At 67.7% G+C, this 14818-nt stretch carries 12 protein-coding genes; 4 read left to right on the forward strand and 8 right to left on the reverse strand.

The annotated features are described in order from the left end of the window. The first annotated feature begins 3 nt into the window (after positions 1-3). Complete coding sequence (locus ACIOVG_RS03080) at positions 4-1221, forward strand: glycosyltransferase family 4 protein (protein WP_400868927.1); 1218 nt, start codon at positions 4-6, stop codon at positions 1219-1221. 24 nt (positions 1222-1245) lie between these two features. Here the strand turns inward: ACIOVG_RS03080 and ACIOVG_RS03085 are convergent, their stop codons facing one another. Further along, positions 1246-2622 carry an oligosaccharide flippase family protein gene (locus ACIOVG_RS03085; protein ID WP_400868929.1) on the reverse strand — a complete coding sequence of 459 codons (1377 nt, stop codon included), beginning with the start codon at positions 2620-2622 and terminating at the stop codon, positions 1246-1248. Next, positions 2612-3553, reverse strand: a complete 942-nt coding sequence (locus ACIOVG_RS03090; RefSeq protein WP_400868931.1) for a hypothetical protein — start codon at positions 3551-3553, stop codon at positions 2612-2614. Before ACIOVG_RS03090 ends, ACIOVG_RS03085 begins: the two co-directional genes overlap by 11 nt. A 292-nt stretch (positions 3554-3845) precedes the next feature. Here ACIOVG_RS03090 and ACIOVG_RS03095 point away from each other — a divergent pair, with 292 nt between their 5' ends. Next, a complete protein-coding gene (locus ACIOVG_RS03095; protein WP_400868933.1) occupies positions 3846-5003 on the forward strand; it encodes a glycosyltransferase family 4 protein in 1158 nt (385 codons plus the stop codon). Here the strand turns inward: ACIOVG_RS03095 and ACIOVG_RS03100 are convergent. From ACIOVG_RS03100 to ACIOVG_RS03125, 6 genes are all read right to left on the reverse strand, one after another. Further along, positions 4993-6117, reverse strand: a complete 1125-nt coding sequence (locus ACIOVG_RS03100) for a glycosyltransferase (RefSeq protein WP_400868935.1) — start codon at positions 6115-6117, stop codon at positions 4993-4995. The genes ACIOVG_RS03095 and ACIOVG_RS03100 overlap by 11 nt on opposite strands. Positions 6118-6131: 14 nt before the next feature. Further along, entirely contained in the window at positions 6132-6803 is a 672-nt protein-coding gene (locus tag ACIOVG_RS03105) for a NeuD/PglB/VioB family sugar acetyltransferase (RefSeq protein WP_400868937.1), read from the reverse strand. Then, positions 6796-7431 (reverse strand): sugar transferase, encoded by a 636-nt coding sequence (locus ACIOVG_RS03110; protein WP_400868939.1) that lies wholly within the window; start codon positions 7429-7431, stop codon positions 6796-6798. Before ACIOVG_RS03110 ends, ACIOVG_RS03105 begins: the two co-directional genes overlap by 8 nt. Continuing rightward, on the reverse strand, positions 7421-8554 hold the full coding sequence (locus tag ACIOVG_RS03115) for a DegT/DnrJ/EryC1/StrS family aminotransferase (protein ID WP_400868941.1): 1134 nt from the start codon (positions 8552-8554) through the stop codon (positions 7421-7423). Before ACIOVG_RS03115 ends, ACIOVG_RS03110 begins: the two co-directional genes overlap by 11 nt. Beyond that, positions 8551-10398, reverse strand: coding sequence for a polysaccharide biosynthesis protein (locus ACIOVG_RS03120; protein ID WP_400868943.1), 1848 nt, complete (start codon positions 10396-10398; stop codon positions 8551-8553). Before ACIOVG_RS03120 ends, ACIOVG_RS03115 begins: the two co-directional genes overlap by 4 nt. A 218-nt stretch (positions 10399-10616) precedes the next feature. Further along, the gene (locus ACIOVG_RS03125) at positions 10617-11801 is read right to left on the reverse strand and encodes a hypothetical protein (protein WP_400868945.1); all 1185 of its coding nucleotides are present in this window, start codon (positions 11799-11801) and stop codon (positions 10617-10619) included. A gap of 118 nt (positions 11802-11919) precedes the next feature. Here ACIOVG_RS03125 and ACIOVG_RS03130 point away from each other — a divergent pair, with 118 nt between their 5' ends. Both ACIOVG_RS03130 and ACIOVG_RS03135 read left to right on the forward strand, forming a co-directional pair. Next, the gene (locus tag ACIOVG_RS03130; RefSeq protein ID WP_400868947.1) at positions 11920-13332 is read left to right on the forward strand and encodes a polysaccharide biosynthesis tyrosine autokinase; all 1413 of its coding nucleotides are present in this window, start codon (positions 11920-11922) and stop codon (positions 13330-13332) included. Positions 13333-13375: 43 nt separating this feature from the next. Further along, entirely contained in the window at positions 13376-14809 is a 1434-nt protein-coding gene (locus tag ACIOVG_RS03135) for a polysaccharide biosynthesis tyrosine autokinase (protein WP_400868949.1), read from the forward strand. Positions 14810-14818: the final 9 nt, after the last annotated feature.

Raw genomic sequence — 14818 nt, forward strand, 5'->3', positions numbered from 1 at the left:
GATATGCGAATCGCCTATCTTCACCAGTACTTCAACACGCCGGAGCAGTCGGGGAGCACCCGCTCGTACGAGTTCGCCCGTCGGCTCGCGGCACGAGGACATGAGGTGCATGTCGTCACATCGGACCGCGATCCGGACTCGCGCGGTTCGGGATGGACACACGCATCGGTTGCTGGCTTCCAGGTGCACCGGAAAGCCGTGTCCTACAGCAATGCCATGAACCCGATCCAGCGGATCCGTGCTTTCGCGGCCTTCGCTCTTTCGTCCGCGCGGTTCACGCGCCAGCTGCGCGCCGACGTCATCTTCGCCACCAGCACGCCGCTGACGATCTTCCTTCCGGCCTGGTTCGCCTCGGCGTGGCGGAAGACTCCGATCGTGTTCGAAGTCCGCGACTCCTGGCCGACCGTTCCGATCGCATTGGGGTACCTTCCCAACCCGACAGCCCAGCGGCTGGCACGCGCCCTCGAGCGCAAGGCCTATCGCCGATCCGCGCACATCGTGGCGCTCTCCCCCGGGATGGCGGAGGATGCTGTCGCGCACGGCGCGGATCCGCACAGCATCACCGTCATCCCGAACGCCGCCGATGTCGAGCTGTTCGACGTAGATCCGTCCCGTGGGCGGGAATGGCGACGGTCGAACGGCATCGCCGAAGACGCACCCCTGATCGTCTACACCGGCACATTCGGCGCCGCGAACGACGTCGAGTATCTCGTCGACGTGGCCGAAGCCGCCGTGAAGATCGATCCCCGGGTGACCTTCGCGCTGATCGGCGAGGGAGCGCGCCTCTCTGCTGTCCGAGAGCGCGCGCGAGACCTCGGTCTCCTGGGTGGCACGGTCCGCATCCTGTCCCCGGTCCCGAAATCAGACGTCCCGGCGGTTCTCTCGGCAGCTGACATCTCGACGTCGGTCGTCACCGACAACCCGGCGATGAACGCGAACAGCGCGAACAAGTTCTTCGATTCGCTCGCCGCGGGACGCGCGATCGCCATCAACCACGAGGGCTGGCAGGCCGATCTCATCCGAGATCGTGAGATCGGACTCGTGCTCGACCGCACCGATGTATCGGCTGCCGCCGCACAGCTCCTCCGACTGGCAACGGACCGCACATGGCGAGAGTCGGCTCACCGCAACGCGCGTCTCCTCGCCCTCGAGCAGTTCTCGCGAGATGACCTTGCCGCGCTACTGGTGGAGACGCTCGAGAGGGCCGCCCAGACGGACTGATCCGATGCCGAGCGTCTGATGACGCTACGGAGCCGGGCGCGCACGGCGTCGGCGTCGGCGTCGGACCACCCTTCTCGTCAGCAACAGCAAGATCAGCAGCAGCCCTGCAGACAGGATCGCCCCGTACAAGGGAACCACCCAGGACGCGGCGAGCAGCAGCCCACAGGCGAATATGCTCAGCGCGATCAGCGCGCAGAGAGCGAGCGGAGCCAGCCTGCGCAGGGCGACCAGCGTGCGGGTCACACCGACAAGCGCTTTCCACGCAGTGATCCCGAGACAGACGATCAGGAGATCCCCGCTCTGGGCGGTCACCAGCACGATGGCAGCGGAACCGACGGCGTCCACCAGGCTGAACCCGGTGGCGTGCCACCATTCCCGAGCGGATTGCTGCCTCGCCTCCAGCACGGGAGACAGAATCCTCAGCGGCAGACCCGCGAGCAGGATGAGCGCGAACGGAACGGCGTGCTGCCAAAGCGGCGGGACGTAGGCGGTGAGCATCACGAGCCCCAGCCCGATAGCGGCAGAGAGCCACGTGACCGTGCCGACGACGCGGATGCCGAGTCCGAGCGCGAGCGTCTCCCGCTCCTCATCCGTCGCCCTGGAGAACGCGGAGAGCGCAACCCTGTTGAGCGGGACGCTGATGAGGCTGCTCAGGGCGAGCGTCACCTGCATGGCGATGTAGAGGACTCCGAGGTCGGTGGGAGTGAGGAACAGCTGCCCTGCGATGAACACCGCCTGGATCGGCAGACTCATGGCATACGAGTTCACGGCCCAGGAGAAACGGGCCATTGATCTGGGCTGCTCCGTGCCGATCGGTTCGTTCGCGGTCGATGTCCGCGCTCTCCGAGAGATCAGGAGACTTAGCACGATGTAGTAGCCAACGGTCGAGATCGCGATCGCGACGGCCGAATGGGTGATCACCGCGATCAGCAGACCGAGACCGAACTTCGCGACAGCGGCGGCAGCTTGCGAAGTGACGATGGAAGCGTAGCCGTCGTGGCGAGTCACCGCAGCGATCTTCACGTCGGCATCGCCGCTCAGGGGTATCGCCAATGCGAGAACGAGGCAGTACAGCGCGATCTCGGGTTTTCCCCACAGCAGGTACAACCCGGCGATGAGGAGCCCCCCGAGCACCAACAGGAGGTTCGAGCGGAATGCGCGCCGACGGGTCGCTCGATATCCCACGCCCTGCCCGGAGAGGTACCCGGAGATCTCGCCGAAATTCGTCAACGCGGTCACCAGCGTCATCGCGGAGACAGCCGAAGCCCAGAGTCCGAACTCTGAGGGAGCGAGCCATGCGGCCAGAACCAGCTGCGATCCGGCGGAGACCGCTTGCACGATGAACGTGCCCATCGAGAGACCGAGGACCCCTCGCGTGGCCCGGGATACGCTATTCGTCATCGACGGCGTTGACGAGCGTGATGTTGGGGAGAGCGCTCAACGACCGCTGATACACGCCCGTGAGCTTGTGGTAGCCGGCTTCGACCAGGAAGACCCGCTTGCCGAGTATCGCGGCAGGAAGAGCCACATGAAGCCGATCCGTCACCACCAGGGAGGCCCCCCGCACGAGGCGCTTGTACTGGCGGTAGGAGACGAGGTGCTTCGCACTGGCGTCGAGTGCCCGCACCCGCCCGGAGGCCGACTGCAGCTCCGATCGCAAAGCCGCCGGAAGCCGGGCGACGAGCGCAGAGCTGGCTGCCGCCGATCGATTCCTGTTGTACGCACGGAACCCGAATCGGCGCAACGGTCCCGGATCGGTCCTGGTGAGAAGTCGCGCGACGGAACGCTTGAGGCGCGACGGCGCCCCGACCGCGCCTCGCGCCGACTTGACCATGGGTCTGCCGGTGGGCGCCTCGGCATCGATACGGGCCGCGATGAGAACGTGGCTCTCGCTGACCGGGGAGCCCATCAACTCGTGGACGTACCGATTGCCACCGGCGACGACATCGTGGTCGAGCACGAGCTGCACGTGCACATCATCGAGCTGATCTTCCCATCGCTCGCGGATGTGATCGAACGAGTAGCGTTCGCGGAACACCCAGACGGTAGGCGCCGTACGTCCCGCGAAAATACGAGACGGATCCTCAGAAGGGAACAATGCAGAGGAGGGGAAGATCACGAGCGGCAGATCAGGGAGCTGTCGCAGCTGCTCAGCCAGCAGGTCAGGGAACGCGTAGATCTCGAGGAGCGCTCCGTTGGGACGCACGACCAGCACTTCCGCTTCCTCCGGGCGGCTGACCCACGTGATCCCGGCCTCTTGGGCGATCTTCAGGAACACATCGAACATGAGGGCGTCGCCGTGGTTGCCGATCTGCTTCCCGCTGCCGTGCACGGCGTCTATGAGATAGCCGCGACGACCTCGGAACTCTGACAAATGGTCGAGCAATGTCGACGTGCTCGGCAACCCGACGGCAGGCACACTGTTCCCCTCTTGAACGAATGGACTGGCATGGGGAGCCGCCGCAGCCGTTCTGCGTATCTCAACGCTTCCAGACTATCGCGGCCCATGCGGGCAGCGCGGTCACCATCGGGGCCGATGGATCGGCAGATAGGCTGAGAAGCAGTGCCCACGAGCCACGACGAGAGAGACGCATGCTCGATCCGCGATCACGCAGGGAGTGCAGATGACATCCGAGACGGTCCCCACCATCGGATTTTTCGTGCCCTCGGGCGTCGGTATCGGCTACACGGGTCCTGGTGTCTTCCTCAAGAGGCTGATCGGGCCGCTCGGCGATGTCGTCGAAGCGCGCGTCTACGCAGGCGAGCGCCCGGGGCACCAGACGGACCCGCAGCTGGTTCCGACACGTTCCATGAGGGTGGGCGAGAGCGGTCCCCTCCGTCAGCTCGCCTGGGCTCTCACCGCGACCGCGTGGATCGTGCGCGACCGCAAGCGGCTCGACGCCGTGCATTTTCACGGCACCTACCTCTACAAGATCATCCCTGCAGTCGCCTGCGCCTTCTTCCGGATCCCCTACGTGCTCGTCCCCTTGGCAGCGCACGCGGACTTCTCGTTGCGGGGGCGCGCCACCAGAATCCCCGGCGTACGTCCCCTGCTCCGCTTCATCGGTCGCAACGCGGCGGGTGGATTCGCGCTGGGTGCCGAGATCGCGGCCGAGTTGCTCGAAGGCGGGGTCCCCGAACAGCACATCCACACGATCATGAACCCTGTCTCGACGGGGTTCTTCGGCGAGCCCGCAGCCAACCGGCGCGACATGCTCACTGTGCTCTTCGTCGGTGTCATCGGGAAGCGGAAGCGGCCGACGCTCGTCCTCGACGCGTTGGGCATTCTTCGCGACAAGCACGGTATCGACAGTCGAGCCATCTTCCTCGGCCCCTTCGCGACCAGCACAGATCGAGTTGCCTTCGCGTCGAGAGTCTCCGAGCTCCACCTCGAGCACGTGGTGGAGCATGTCGAATTCAGCGACGATGTCTCCGGCTACATGTTGAACAGCAGCTCCATCTTCGTCCTGCTCTCTGAGACCGAGGGCATCCCCGGCGCATTGGTCGAGGCGATGGCCGCAGGCCTCCCCAGCGTCGTCACCGACGCCGGGGCGATGCGGGACATCATCACCGAATCTGATGCAGGAGTCGTCGTGGCAGCCGATTCCGAGGACGCCGCACACGCGATGAGTCGCCTCGCCACCGACGGTCACCTGTGGCACGCATACTCATCGCGAGCCCGAGCCTATGCCGAGAAGCACTTCCGAGCGGAGTCCATCGCCGACACCTATCTCGCGCAGCTTCGCTCCGCGGTGAGCACCGGCTCCCGAGTCAGCTCGTGAGGATGTGCTTCACGACGCGGGCGACGGCCACCGCATGAGCCTCCGCCGTGTACCGCTCTTCCACAAGCGCCTTCGCCGCCGCCGAGTATGAGGCGTAGGTCTCATCGGGGAGCGAGGCCAGCGCCACGATCTTCTCGGTCAGCGCTTCGCCAGCCCCCTTCGCAGGGTAGAGGACGCCGGTGACCCCGTCGAGGACGGCTTCGATCTCCGGCCCGCTCTGCGGGTCTCCTGAAGCGGCGATGACCGGCACGGCGAATCCCAGTGCCTGAATGACGTTGAGTCCGGTCGCGCCAGGGGAGACAGCGAAGTCCGCGTCCTCGTAGAGCTCGCGGAGCCGGTCCAGATCGTACACGGCGCCGAGCATCACGATCGCGTCAGAACCACGCGACAGCTCTTCCGCACGCTCACGCTCAGGCCCATCTCCGACGATCGTCAACCGCACGTCGTGGCCCCGCTCATTCGCCGCGATCACGGAGACGATCGCCTGATCGACCTGATGACGCGCCGTCAACCGACCCGAGTAGAGCAAGGACAGCGCCCCCTGCGTCCTGGTCGGACGGCGTGTGCGCGGAGGCTCCGAGGCGAGCTCCCGCCGAGAATAGATGCTGTTGTAGACCGGCACGAAGGTGCGTGCATCCAGTCCGACGGAGGCAGCGAAGGCGGGGGCCCAGTCGCCATAGGTCAGGTGACCGTCGGCGAGCCGGTAGAACGCCTTTCGCAGTCGCAGTTTCGCGCCCGACTCAGGCCGTTTCCAGGCGTGTCCCCAGAAGATGACCTTCCGCCTCCGTATTCGGGCGACGGCGATCGCGATCCAGTTCGACACTCCGTACACGTTGCCCTCGAGGACGATCGCCCCGGCAGTTGTCCGGAGCACCTTCGTCACGAGTCCGCGGTCCCAGTACAGGGCCTTCAACAGCCCGATCCGTCGCAGCTCTCCGACCCGGGCGAGGATCTCTTCCGACGCCGCAGCAGGGTCACCGGTAGAACCCATCGCGCGATTGACCCGACCGACGAGCTCGAACTCGATGTCGTCCTGCGCGATGAGTGCTCTGAGGAAAGGAGCGCGGTAGTGGCTTACCGAGGGCTGAACGACGACGAGCACCCGTATCGGCATCGACCTCCCCATCCTCACTCCCCCACCGCGTCCGTCGATGCGGTGCGCCGCGCCGGCACACCCACGACCGTCGTCCCCGCCGCGACGTCCTTCGTCACGCAGGCCGCGGCGCCCACGGTGGCTCCCGCGCCCACCGTGAGCCCCTGCAGCACGACGGACCCGGCGCCCAGCAGCGTTCCGCTCTCGACGGTGACGTTGCCTGACACGATCGCTCCGGGGTTCACCGAGACGAAGTCCGCGAGGGTCGCGTCATGGCCGATGATGCTCGCCGGGTTCAGGTGCACGTGGTCGCCGATCGAGACGTTCGTCGACACCTGCACGCCCGAGGTGATCACGACGCCCGCGCCGATGCGCGGTTGCGAACCGATCACGGCGCCGGGGTGGATCACGGTCGCCGCGCGCAGGCCGGCGGCGGCGAACCGCTCAGCGACCTTCGAGCGGACGCGCGGGGATCCGACCGCCGCGACGAAGCGCTCATCCCCGGTCGAGGTCGGCAGCCACTCCTCCTCGGTGCCGAGGTACGCGATGCCGCGGGCTCCCAAGCGTTCGAGATCCTCCTGGCGCGGTCCCGCATCGACGACTCCGACGACCTGCAACGGCTCGCCCGCGGCGATCAGCGCGTCGATGACATCGAGCGTCTCGCGCCCGAATCCGCCGGCGCCGATCACGACGATCTGCTCAGTCATCCGATTCTCCGAACTTCCGCATCGTGGCGTGCCCTTCGGCGCTGATCCCCTCACGGACGACGACGGAGCGGACCGTGCCGACCAGGATGCGCGCATCGAGGGCGAGACTACGGGAGTCGACGTATCGGACGTCGAGCGCGAAGCGCTGATCCCAGTCCACCGTATTACGCCCGTTGACCTGCGCGAGTCCCGTGATCCCCGGACGCACCTCGTGTCGACGCGCCTGCTCCGGCGTATAGCGCGGCAGGTACTCCACGAGCAGAGGGCGCGGACCGACGACGCTCATGTCGCCGCGGAGCACGTTCCACAGCGACGGCAGCTCGTCGAGGCTCGTCGACCGCAGCACCCGCCCGAAGCGCGTCAGGCGCTGCTCGTCGGTGATCCAGCCCCGCGCTGCATCGACGGCGCGCATCGAACGGAACTTGTACAGCCGGAAGACGCGCCCGCCACGGCCGGGGCGCGGCTGGCTGAAGAGCACAGGACTCCCCAGGTTCGCGCGCACGGCGATCGCCGTGACCAGCATGACCGGGCTGAGCACGACGAGACCGACCGCGGCCGTCACGACGTCGAGCGCACGCTTGACGACGTCGTACGGCCGGGCCGTGCGCTGCGCCATGTCAACGCTCATCGAGGAAGGCGACGAGCGCGGAGTGGACCCGCTCCCGCTGCTCCGTCGACAGCGCCGAGCCGCTGGGCAGCGTCAGACCGCGCTCGAACAGCGATTCGGAGACGCCGTTGATGATGCCGCGGCTGCCCGCGAAGACCGGTTGCAGGTGCATCGGCTTCCACAGGGGACGGCTCTCGATGTCACTCTTCGCCAGTTCTGCGGCGAGCTCCTGCGGCTGCCACCCGGTCACCGACGCGTCGACCAGGATGGAGGTGAGCCAGACGTTGTCGTCGTGGTCGCCGGCCGCACCGAAGACCTCGACCCCGGCCACCGGGGCGAACAGCTCCTTGTAGCTCTCCCGCATCTCGCGCCGCCGCGCGATCATGCTGTCGAGACGCGTGAGCTGCGCGCGGCCGAGCGCCGCCAGCAGATTGCTCATGCGGTAGTTGTAGCCGATGTCGGTGTGCTCGTAGTGCACGACGGGCTGCCGCGCCTGCGTGGCGAGGTAGCGCACGCGCTGGGCGATCTCCGGTTCGTCGGTGAGCAGCATCCCGCCGCCGGACGTGGTCATGATCTTGTTGCCGTTGAACGACACGATCGAGGCGCGTCCGAAGCTGCCCGCAGCGCGTCCGCGGTGTGTCGCGCCCAGCGACTCGGCGGCGTCGCACAGCACGGGAACGTCGTAGTCGGCCGCCGCTTCGAGGATCGCGGTGTAGTCGACCGTCTTGCCGAGCAGATCGACGGGGACGATCGCCGCCACCGTCTCCCCCGCGGCGTGAAGGGTCTGCAACGCTTCGCGCAGCAGAGCGGGATCCATGTTGCCGGTCACGGGATCGGCATCGATGAAGTACGGCTCTGCCCCGGTGTAGACGATGGCGTTCGTCGTCGCCGCGAACGTCATGGTCGATGTGAGCACGATGTCGCCGGGCTGGATCCCCAGCGTGAGGAGACCGAGATGCAGGGCCGCGGTGCCGGAGCTGAGCGCCACCGCATGCGCGACACCCACCCGGTCGGCGAGGTCGCGTTCGAAGCCGTCGACGTCGGGGCCGAGCGGAGCGATCCATCCCGACCGCATCGCCGCGACGACCGCGTCCTCTTCGAGCTGCCCGACATCGGGCGAGGACATGTAGATGCGTTCGGTCACTTCAGGTTCTCCGGGATGTCGAGTCGGATCGGCTCGATGATGGCGGTGTCGTTGTTGCGGGGGACGGACAGCATCCGCGCTTCCCACCCTGCCTTGTCGAGGCGGTCGGGTGAGATCGAATCGGCACGAGTGTGCGAGACCTTCGGGTGGAACGGGCGCTCCAGGTTCTCCTGCGTGCCCACCAGGACCTCGTGGAGCTTCTCGCCGTGACGGAGACCGGTGAAGACGATCTCGATCTTCTTGCCCGACATCGCGATCATGCGCTTGGCGACCTCGAGGATCGACACGGGCTCCCCCATGTCGAGGATCAGGACCTCTCCTGCGCGTCCGATCCCGCCGGCCTGGATCACGAGCTGGCACGCCTCGGGGATGGTCATGAAGTACCGGGTCACGTCGGGATGCGTAACGGTGATCGGTCCGCCGGCCTCGATCAGTGTCTGGAACGTGGGCAGCATCGAACCGCGGCTGCCGATCACGTTGCCGAAGCGCACCGAGAGGTAGCGCATGCCGGTCTCCTCACCGGCCCAGGCGGTGAGCTTCTCCGCCACGCGCTTGGAGTGCCCGAGCACGCTGGTGGGATTGGCCGCCTTGTCGGTCGAGATGTTGACGAAGGTGTCCACGCCCACGGACCGCGCGGCGTTGAGCACGTTCAAGGTGCCGAGGACGTTCGTCTTCCATGCCTCATCCGGATACTGCTCCAGCATCGGCAGGTGCTTGAGCGCTGCCGCGTGGAACACGACCTCGGGACGCCGTTCGACGAAGATGTCGCGCAGCGTGTCATCCTCTCGGATGTCGGCGAGGACGACGTCCTTCGAGTCGAGCAGACCGTGACCGGAGGTTCCGAGCTGTGCCATCTGCAGCCCGGTCTCGTCGCGATCGAGCATGATGAGCTCGCTGGGGCCGTACTTGGCGAGTTGTCGGCAGAGCTCGGATCCGATCGACCCGCCGGCGCCGGTCACGAGGACGCGACGTCCGGTCACGTACCCGGCGATGAGATCGACGTTGGTGTCGACCGGATGGCGACCGATCAGGTCTTCGATGCTGATGTCGCGCAGATCGGCCGGAGACTGCTCGCCCGACATCATGTTGGTCAGCGTCGGAGTGATCGTGACGCGCAGACCCGCCTTCGCGGCGTCGTCCGTGAGGCGACGAAGGAGGCGGCTGTCGGCTCCGCCGATCGCGATGACGAGAGTGGTCGCCCCGGTGTCCTCCGCGGCGGCGACGATCTCGGAGGTGCGTCCGATCACCGGAACGCCGCGCAGGCGCAGGTTCTTCTTCGCGGGATCATCGTCGAGGATGCCGACCGGACGCAGCGGCGACGTGGGGTCGGTCATCATCTGGTGCAGCAGGAGATCACCGACGTAGCCCGCACCGACGACGAGCGTCGGCTCTGCCTCGTCTCCTGGCTTGCGACGGCGTTCGATCACGAGCCGGGCGCTGTAGCGCACCCCGAACATCAACAGGAGCACGAACGGGAAGGCGAGGATGACGGTGCCGCGGGGCAATCCGATCACCGGGCCGAGGATCATGACGATCGCGGAGAGCACAGAGGCCTGCACGATCACGGCGAGTCCGAGCGCGCGCACCTCGTCGAAGGAGCCGTAGGTGAAGCGTCCCCGGTAGAGGGCGAGGTAGTACCCGACCGCGATCTGGCTCACGGCGGCGAGGAGGGCGAGCACCACCATCGAGATCCACCCGCCGACGGTCGGCTCGAACTCGAATCGGAGCACGACGGCGATCACGATGCCGACGATCCACGCGGCGCTGTCGACGATCGCGGCGGCGAGCCTTCGCCGCTTCTGTTCGGCGGAGACCGCCTCATTCAGTTCGGAACCCGATGGCACTGCGTATCCCCCCGAGCGCATGAAGGCGCTGATCCTCTCGCCCTGGTCTGGGGCCTGACGAGAGGCGTCATTCGTGCACTGTTGACCGATGTATTGGTTCCATCGTGACACAGGACCGACCCGACGAAATGCGTCAGGACCAAGATCGCACGAGATCAGTTTGAACAAGAGATCAATCTACGACAGAAACCGACACAATCCGCGCCGGCCGGCGAGGATCAAGCGGCCGGATCGGTCTCCGGATCGGTCGGTTCCGGGTCCGTGGGGCCGGGATCGGTCGGACCAGGATCGGTGGGGGCGGGGTTTCCGGTGCCGGGGTCGCTCTCGCCGGGGGTCGTCGGCGCGGTGGGGTCCGTCGGAGTCGGCGACGGGTTCTGGCTGCCGGAGTTCCACGTCCTGTTCCGGGAGGACCGCTCCTCGAACTCGATCGCGATGCGCAGCTGCTCGGCCCGCAACGCCCGCACGCTGTCACGGTACGCGCTCAACGCGGCGGCGCCTTCCGGCGACGTGAGATCGGTCGCGATGACCCGCGCGCTCGCGGCCTGCACGGCATCACGCCATGCCTGTTGCGGATCAGGCGAGGCGTCGAGTTCGGCCGGGAGTCCGCTTCCGAACGCGGCGGCGAACGTGTCGAGTGCGCCGGCAAAGCTCTCGTCCGCGTCCTCGACGGCAGCACGCACCGGGCGCACCTCCGCCATCGCCGCGTCGACCAGATCGGAGCGCTCCTGCACGGCGTCGAGGGCGGCCGCCACGCTCGCCAGGGAGTTCTCGTCGGTCTCCACGGGCTTCCGCACCGGCAGCGCGTCCGGGAGCACAGCCGCGTCGAGAGCGGCCTGATACGACGCGACCGCCGCCGACAGCGCAGCGAGAGCGTCCGCGCCGACGAACGGCGTCTCCTCGGCGTCCGGCGTCAAGGCCGCCAGATTCGCCTGGAGCGTCGCGGCGCGCTGCTGCCCGGACTCGATCTGCTGCTCGACGCGGGCACGAGAGAACGAGAGCGACTGCTCCGCCGAGGCGAGCTCCTCCTCATCCGACTCGAGCAGCACCAGGGCATCTCCGACCGGGCTCGCCGTCGCGATCTGCACGGCCGTGAGCGTCGACGCGACCGCGACAGCGACCACCGCCAGGCCGCCGGCCACCACGGTCATCCAATCGATGCGCCGAGGGGCGCGCCGCGCGACCACCGGTTCAGGCGAGACGGCCGTCGGCACCCGGTCGGCCGCCGCGGCATGCACCATCGCCACGAGGCGGGGCACATCCTGACCGGCACCCGCGCTGATCCGAGCGCGCCGTCGACGTCCGACCACCGCGTCGAGTTCCCCGGCCAGCGTCGTCGCATCGGGCTCGCGCAGCAGCGAACGGTCGCGCGTCTTGTCGAGGTCGAAGATCTCATCGAACGCCATGGTGTCCCCCCGCACCCGCCGCTGCATGAGACGTTTCGCGACTGAAGGTCGAACGTGCGACAGGTATTGTCTAAAGAGGATACGGCGAACGCCGGAGTATCCGAACCCGTGGGGGGCCATGAACGTCCAGTCGTCGTTGCGCGCGCTGCGACGCCACGCCGTGCTCCTCATCTCCCTCACCCTCATCGGCCTCTCGGCCGGCGTGCTCTACGGACTCACGGCTCCGACGCGCTATTCGACGACGGCGGAGCTGATGGTGATCGGCCAGGCGCAGAGCGTCGACGGCACCGCCACGACCACCGAGCTGAACCTCGCGCGCAGCTACGCCCTCCAGGCCGTCGGCAGCTACGTCACGATCATCCCGAGCTCGATCGTGCTGCAGCCCGTGATCGACGAGCTCGGCCTGCCGGAGACCACGGCCGAGCTCGCCGGCCTCGTCTCGGTCTCGGCGACGCCCGCGTCCACCACGATCTCCATCACCGTCACCGACGGCAAGCCCGGCCGCGCAGCGCGCATCGCCAACGCCGTGTCCGAGAGTTTCGCCACCGTCGTCTCGGAACAGCTCGAGAGACCATCGGACACCCGCAGGAGCATCGTGCGGATCGACGTCATCCAGCCGGCCGTCGTGCCGACCGCTCCGGCCGCCCCGAATCGCGCCGTCGCCCTGATCGGCGGCGGCCTGCTGGGCCTCGCAGCCGGAATCGTCATCGTCGTGCTCCGCACCGTTCTCGATGCGCGTGTGCGCACGATCGACGACGCGGCCGAAGCCACAGGCGCGCCGGTCCTCGGCACGACCCCGTTCGACGTGTCCACCAGCGAGCAGCCGTTGGTCGTGACCGGCACGACGACGGGTCCGCGCCCCGAGTCCTACCGGTCGCTCCGCACAAGCGTGCAGTTCCTCTCGCCTGCCGGTGAGACGCCCTCTTATGTGGTCACGAGTGCGGGCCCAGGAGAAGGCAAGTCGACCACCATCGCGAACCTCGCGCTGGCCTTCGCCGAGGCGGGCGCCACGGTCGCCCTCATCGACGCCGATCTTCGTCTGCCCCGCATCGCCGAGTACTTCGGCATCGAGGGAGGGGTCGGACTGACCGAGGTGCTGGCCGGGCGTCTCTCCGTCGTCGATGCACTGCAGCGGTGGGGACGCGGCACACTCTTCGTGCTCCCCTCCGGAACGGTGCCGCCGAATCCCGCCGAGCTCCTCGGGTCGACGGAGATGGCCCGCCTCCTCGACGACCTGCGCGAGGCGTTCGACATCATCCTGATCGATGCCCCGCCCGTCGTGCTCGTGACGGACGCCGCAGTGATCGCTCGACGCACGTCCGGCGCGATCCTGGTCACGGCCGTAGGCAAGTCCGTGATCCCCCGGATCCGCGACGCCGTGACCAACATCGAGAACGTCGGCGCCAAGGTGCTCGGGACCGTGGTCACCATGATGCCCACCCGCGGACCCGACAGGACTCTCGTCGGCGCCTACGGATACGGCGACGGCGCGGTGATCCGCGGCAGCACACCGTCGCACCGAACCCGCTGAAGACCGCCACAAGCGACACTCATAAGACCGAAGGAACGACCACGTGGAACTCCGCGACTACATCCGCATCCTGCAGAAGAACTGGATCGCGATACTCGTCCTGCTCCTCGTCGGCCTCGCCGGCGGCGGCGCGTACGCGTATCTGCAGGCGCCGAAGTACGTCACGTCCACCCAGCTCTACGTCTCGGTGCGCACGGAAGGGGCCGCGACCGGCGACCTCGTACAGGGGACCACCTTCGCGCGCCAGATGGTCACCAGCTACGTGGACACGATCGGCACGGCGCTCGTGCTCGACCCGGTGATCGAGGAGCTCGGGCTCGACATGACGGCGCGTCAACTCGCGGGGAGGATCTCGGCGAGCACCCCGCTGAACACCGTCATGATCAACATCTCCGTCACCGACACCGATCCGAAGCGGGCTGCTGCCATCGCGGACCAGACGGCGATCAGCTTCACCGACGCCGTGCAGAACACGCTCGAGCGTCCGGCCGTCGAGGGCGGCGTGAGCCCCGTGCACGTGACGGTGACCAATCCGGCGGCGGTCCCGACCACACCCTCCAGCCCGAACATCCCGCTGCTGATCGTGATCGGCGGCCTCCTCGGCCTCGCCGTCGGTGTCGGCTTCGCGGTTCTGCGGACCGTGCTCGATACCCGCATCCACACCCTCCACGACCTCGAGTCCCTCACCGACCGTCCTCTGCTCGGCGGCATCGCCTTCGACCCCGATGCCCCGAAGCGTCCGCTGATCGTGCACGCCGATCCGCGGAGCCCGCGCGCCGAGTCGTTCCGCACGCTCCGCACCAACCTGCAGTTCCTCGACGTCGACGCGGACTCCCGCACGTTCGTCGTGTCGAGCTCGGGCCCTGGCGAGGGCAAGTCGACCACGACGGCGAATCTCGCCATCGCGCTGGCCGAGACCGGTGCCCGTGTCGCCCTGATCGACGGCGACCTTCGTCTCCCGCGCATCGCCGACTACATGGCCATGGAGGGCGGCGTCGGCCTCACCAACGTGCTGATCGGCCAGGTGCCGCTGTCGGAGGCGCTGCGCAAGTGGGGAACGCATGAGCTCTACGTGCTGCCGAGCGGACCGGTCCCGCCGAACCCGAGCGAGCTCCTCGGCTCCGCGGCGATGGACACCGTGCTCTCGACGCTCGACGAGTACTTCGACTACATCCTGATCGATGCGCCCCCGCTCCTGCTCGTCACCGACGCCGCTGTGATCGGCAAGAAGACCCGCGGCATCATCCTCGCCGCCGCGTCGGGCAAGACCCGCAAGCCGGAGCTGCAGGGAGCCATCCGCACCCTGGAGACCGCGGGCGTCGACCTGCTCGGCGTCGTGATCACGATGCTGCCGACGAAGGGCCCGGACAGCTACGGCTACGGCGCCTACACGTATGGCTCGACGCACGAGCTCGGCAGCGCCGCCGGCACCAGAGCCGCGCGCAAGGCCGCGAGACGACGCGCGTCCGACGCGTGAGGGCGTGGT

Source organism: Microbacterium sp. NPDC087591 (assembly GCF_044743625.1).
Classification (GTDB): Bacteria; Actinomycetota; Actinomycetes; order Actinomycetales; family Microbacteriaceae; genus Microbacterium.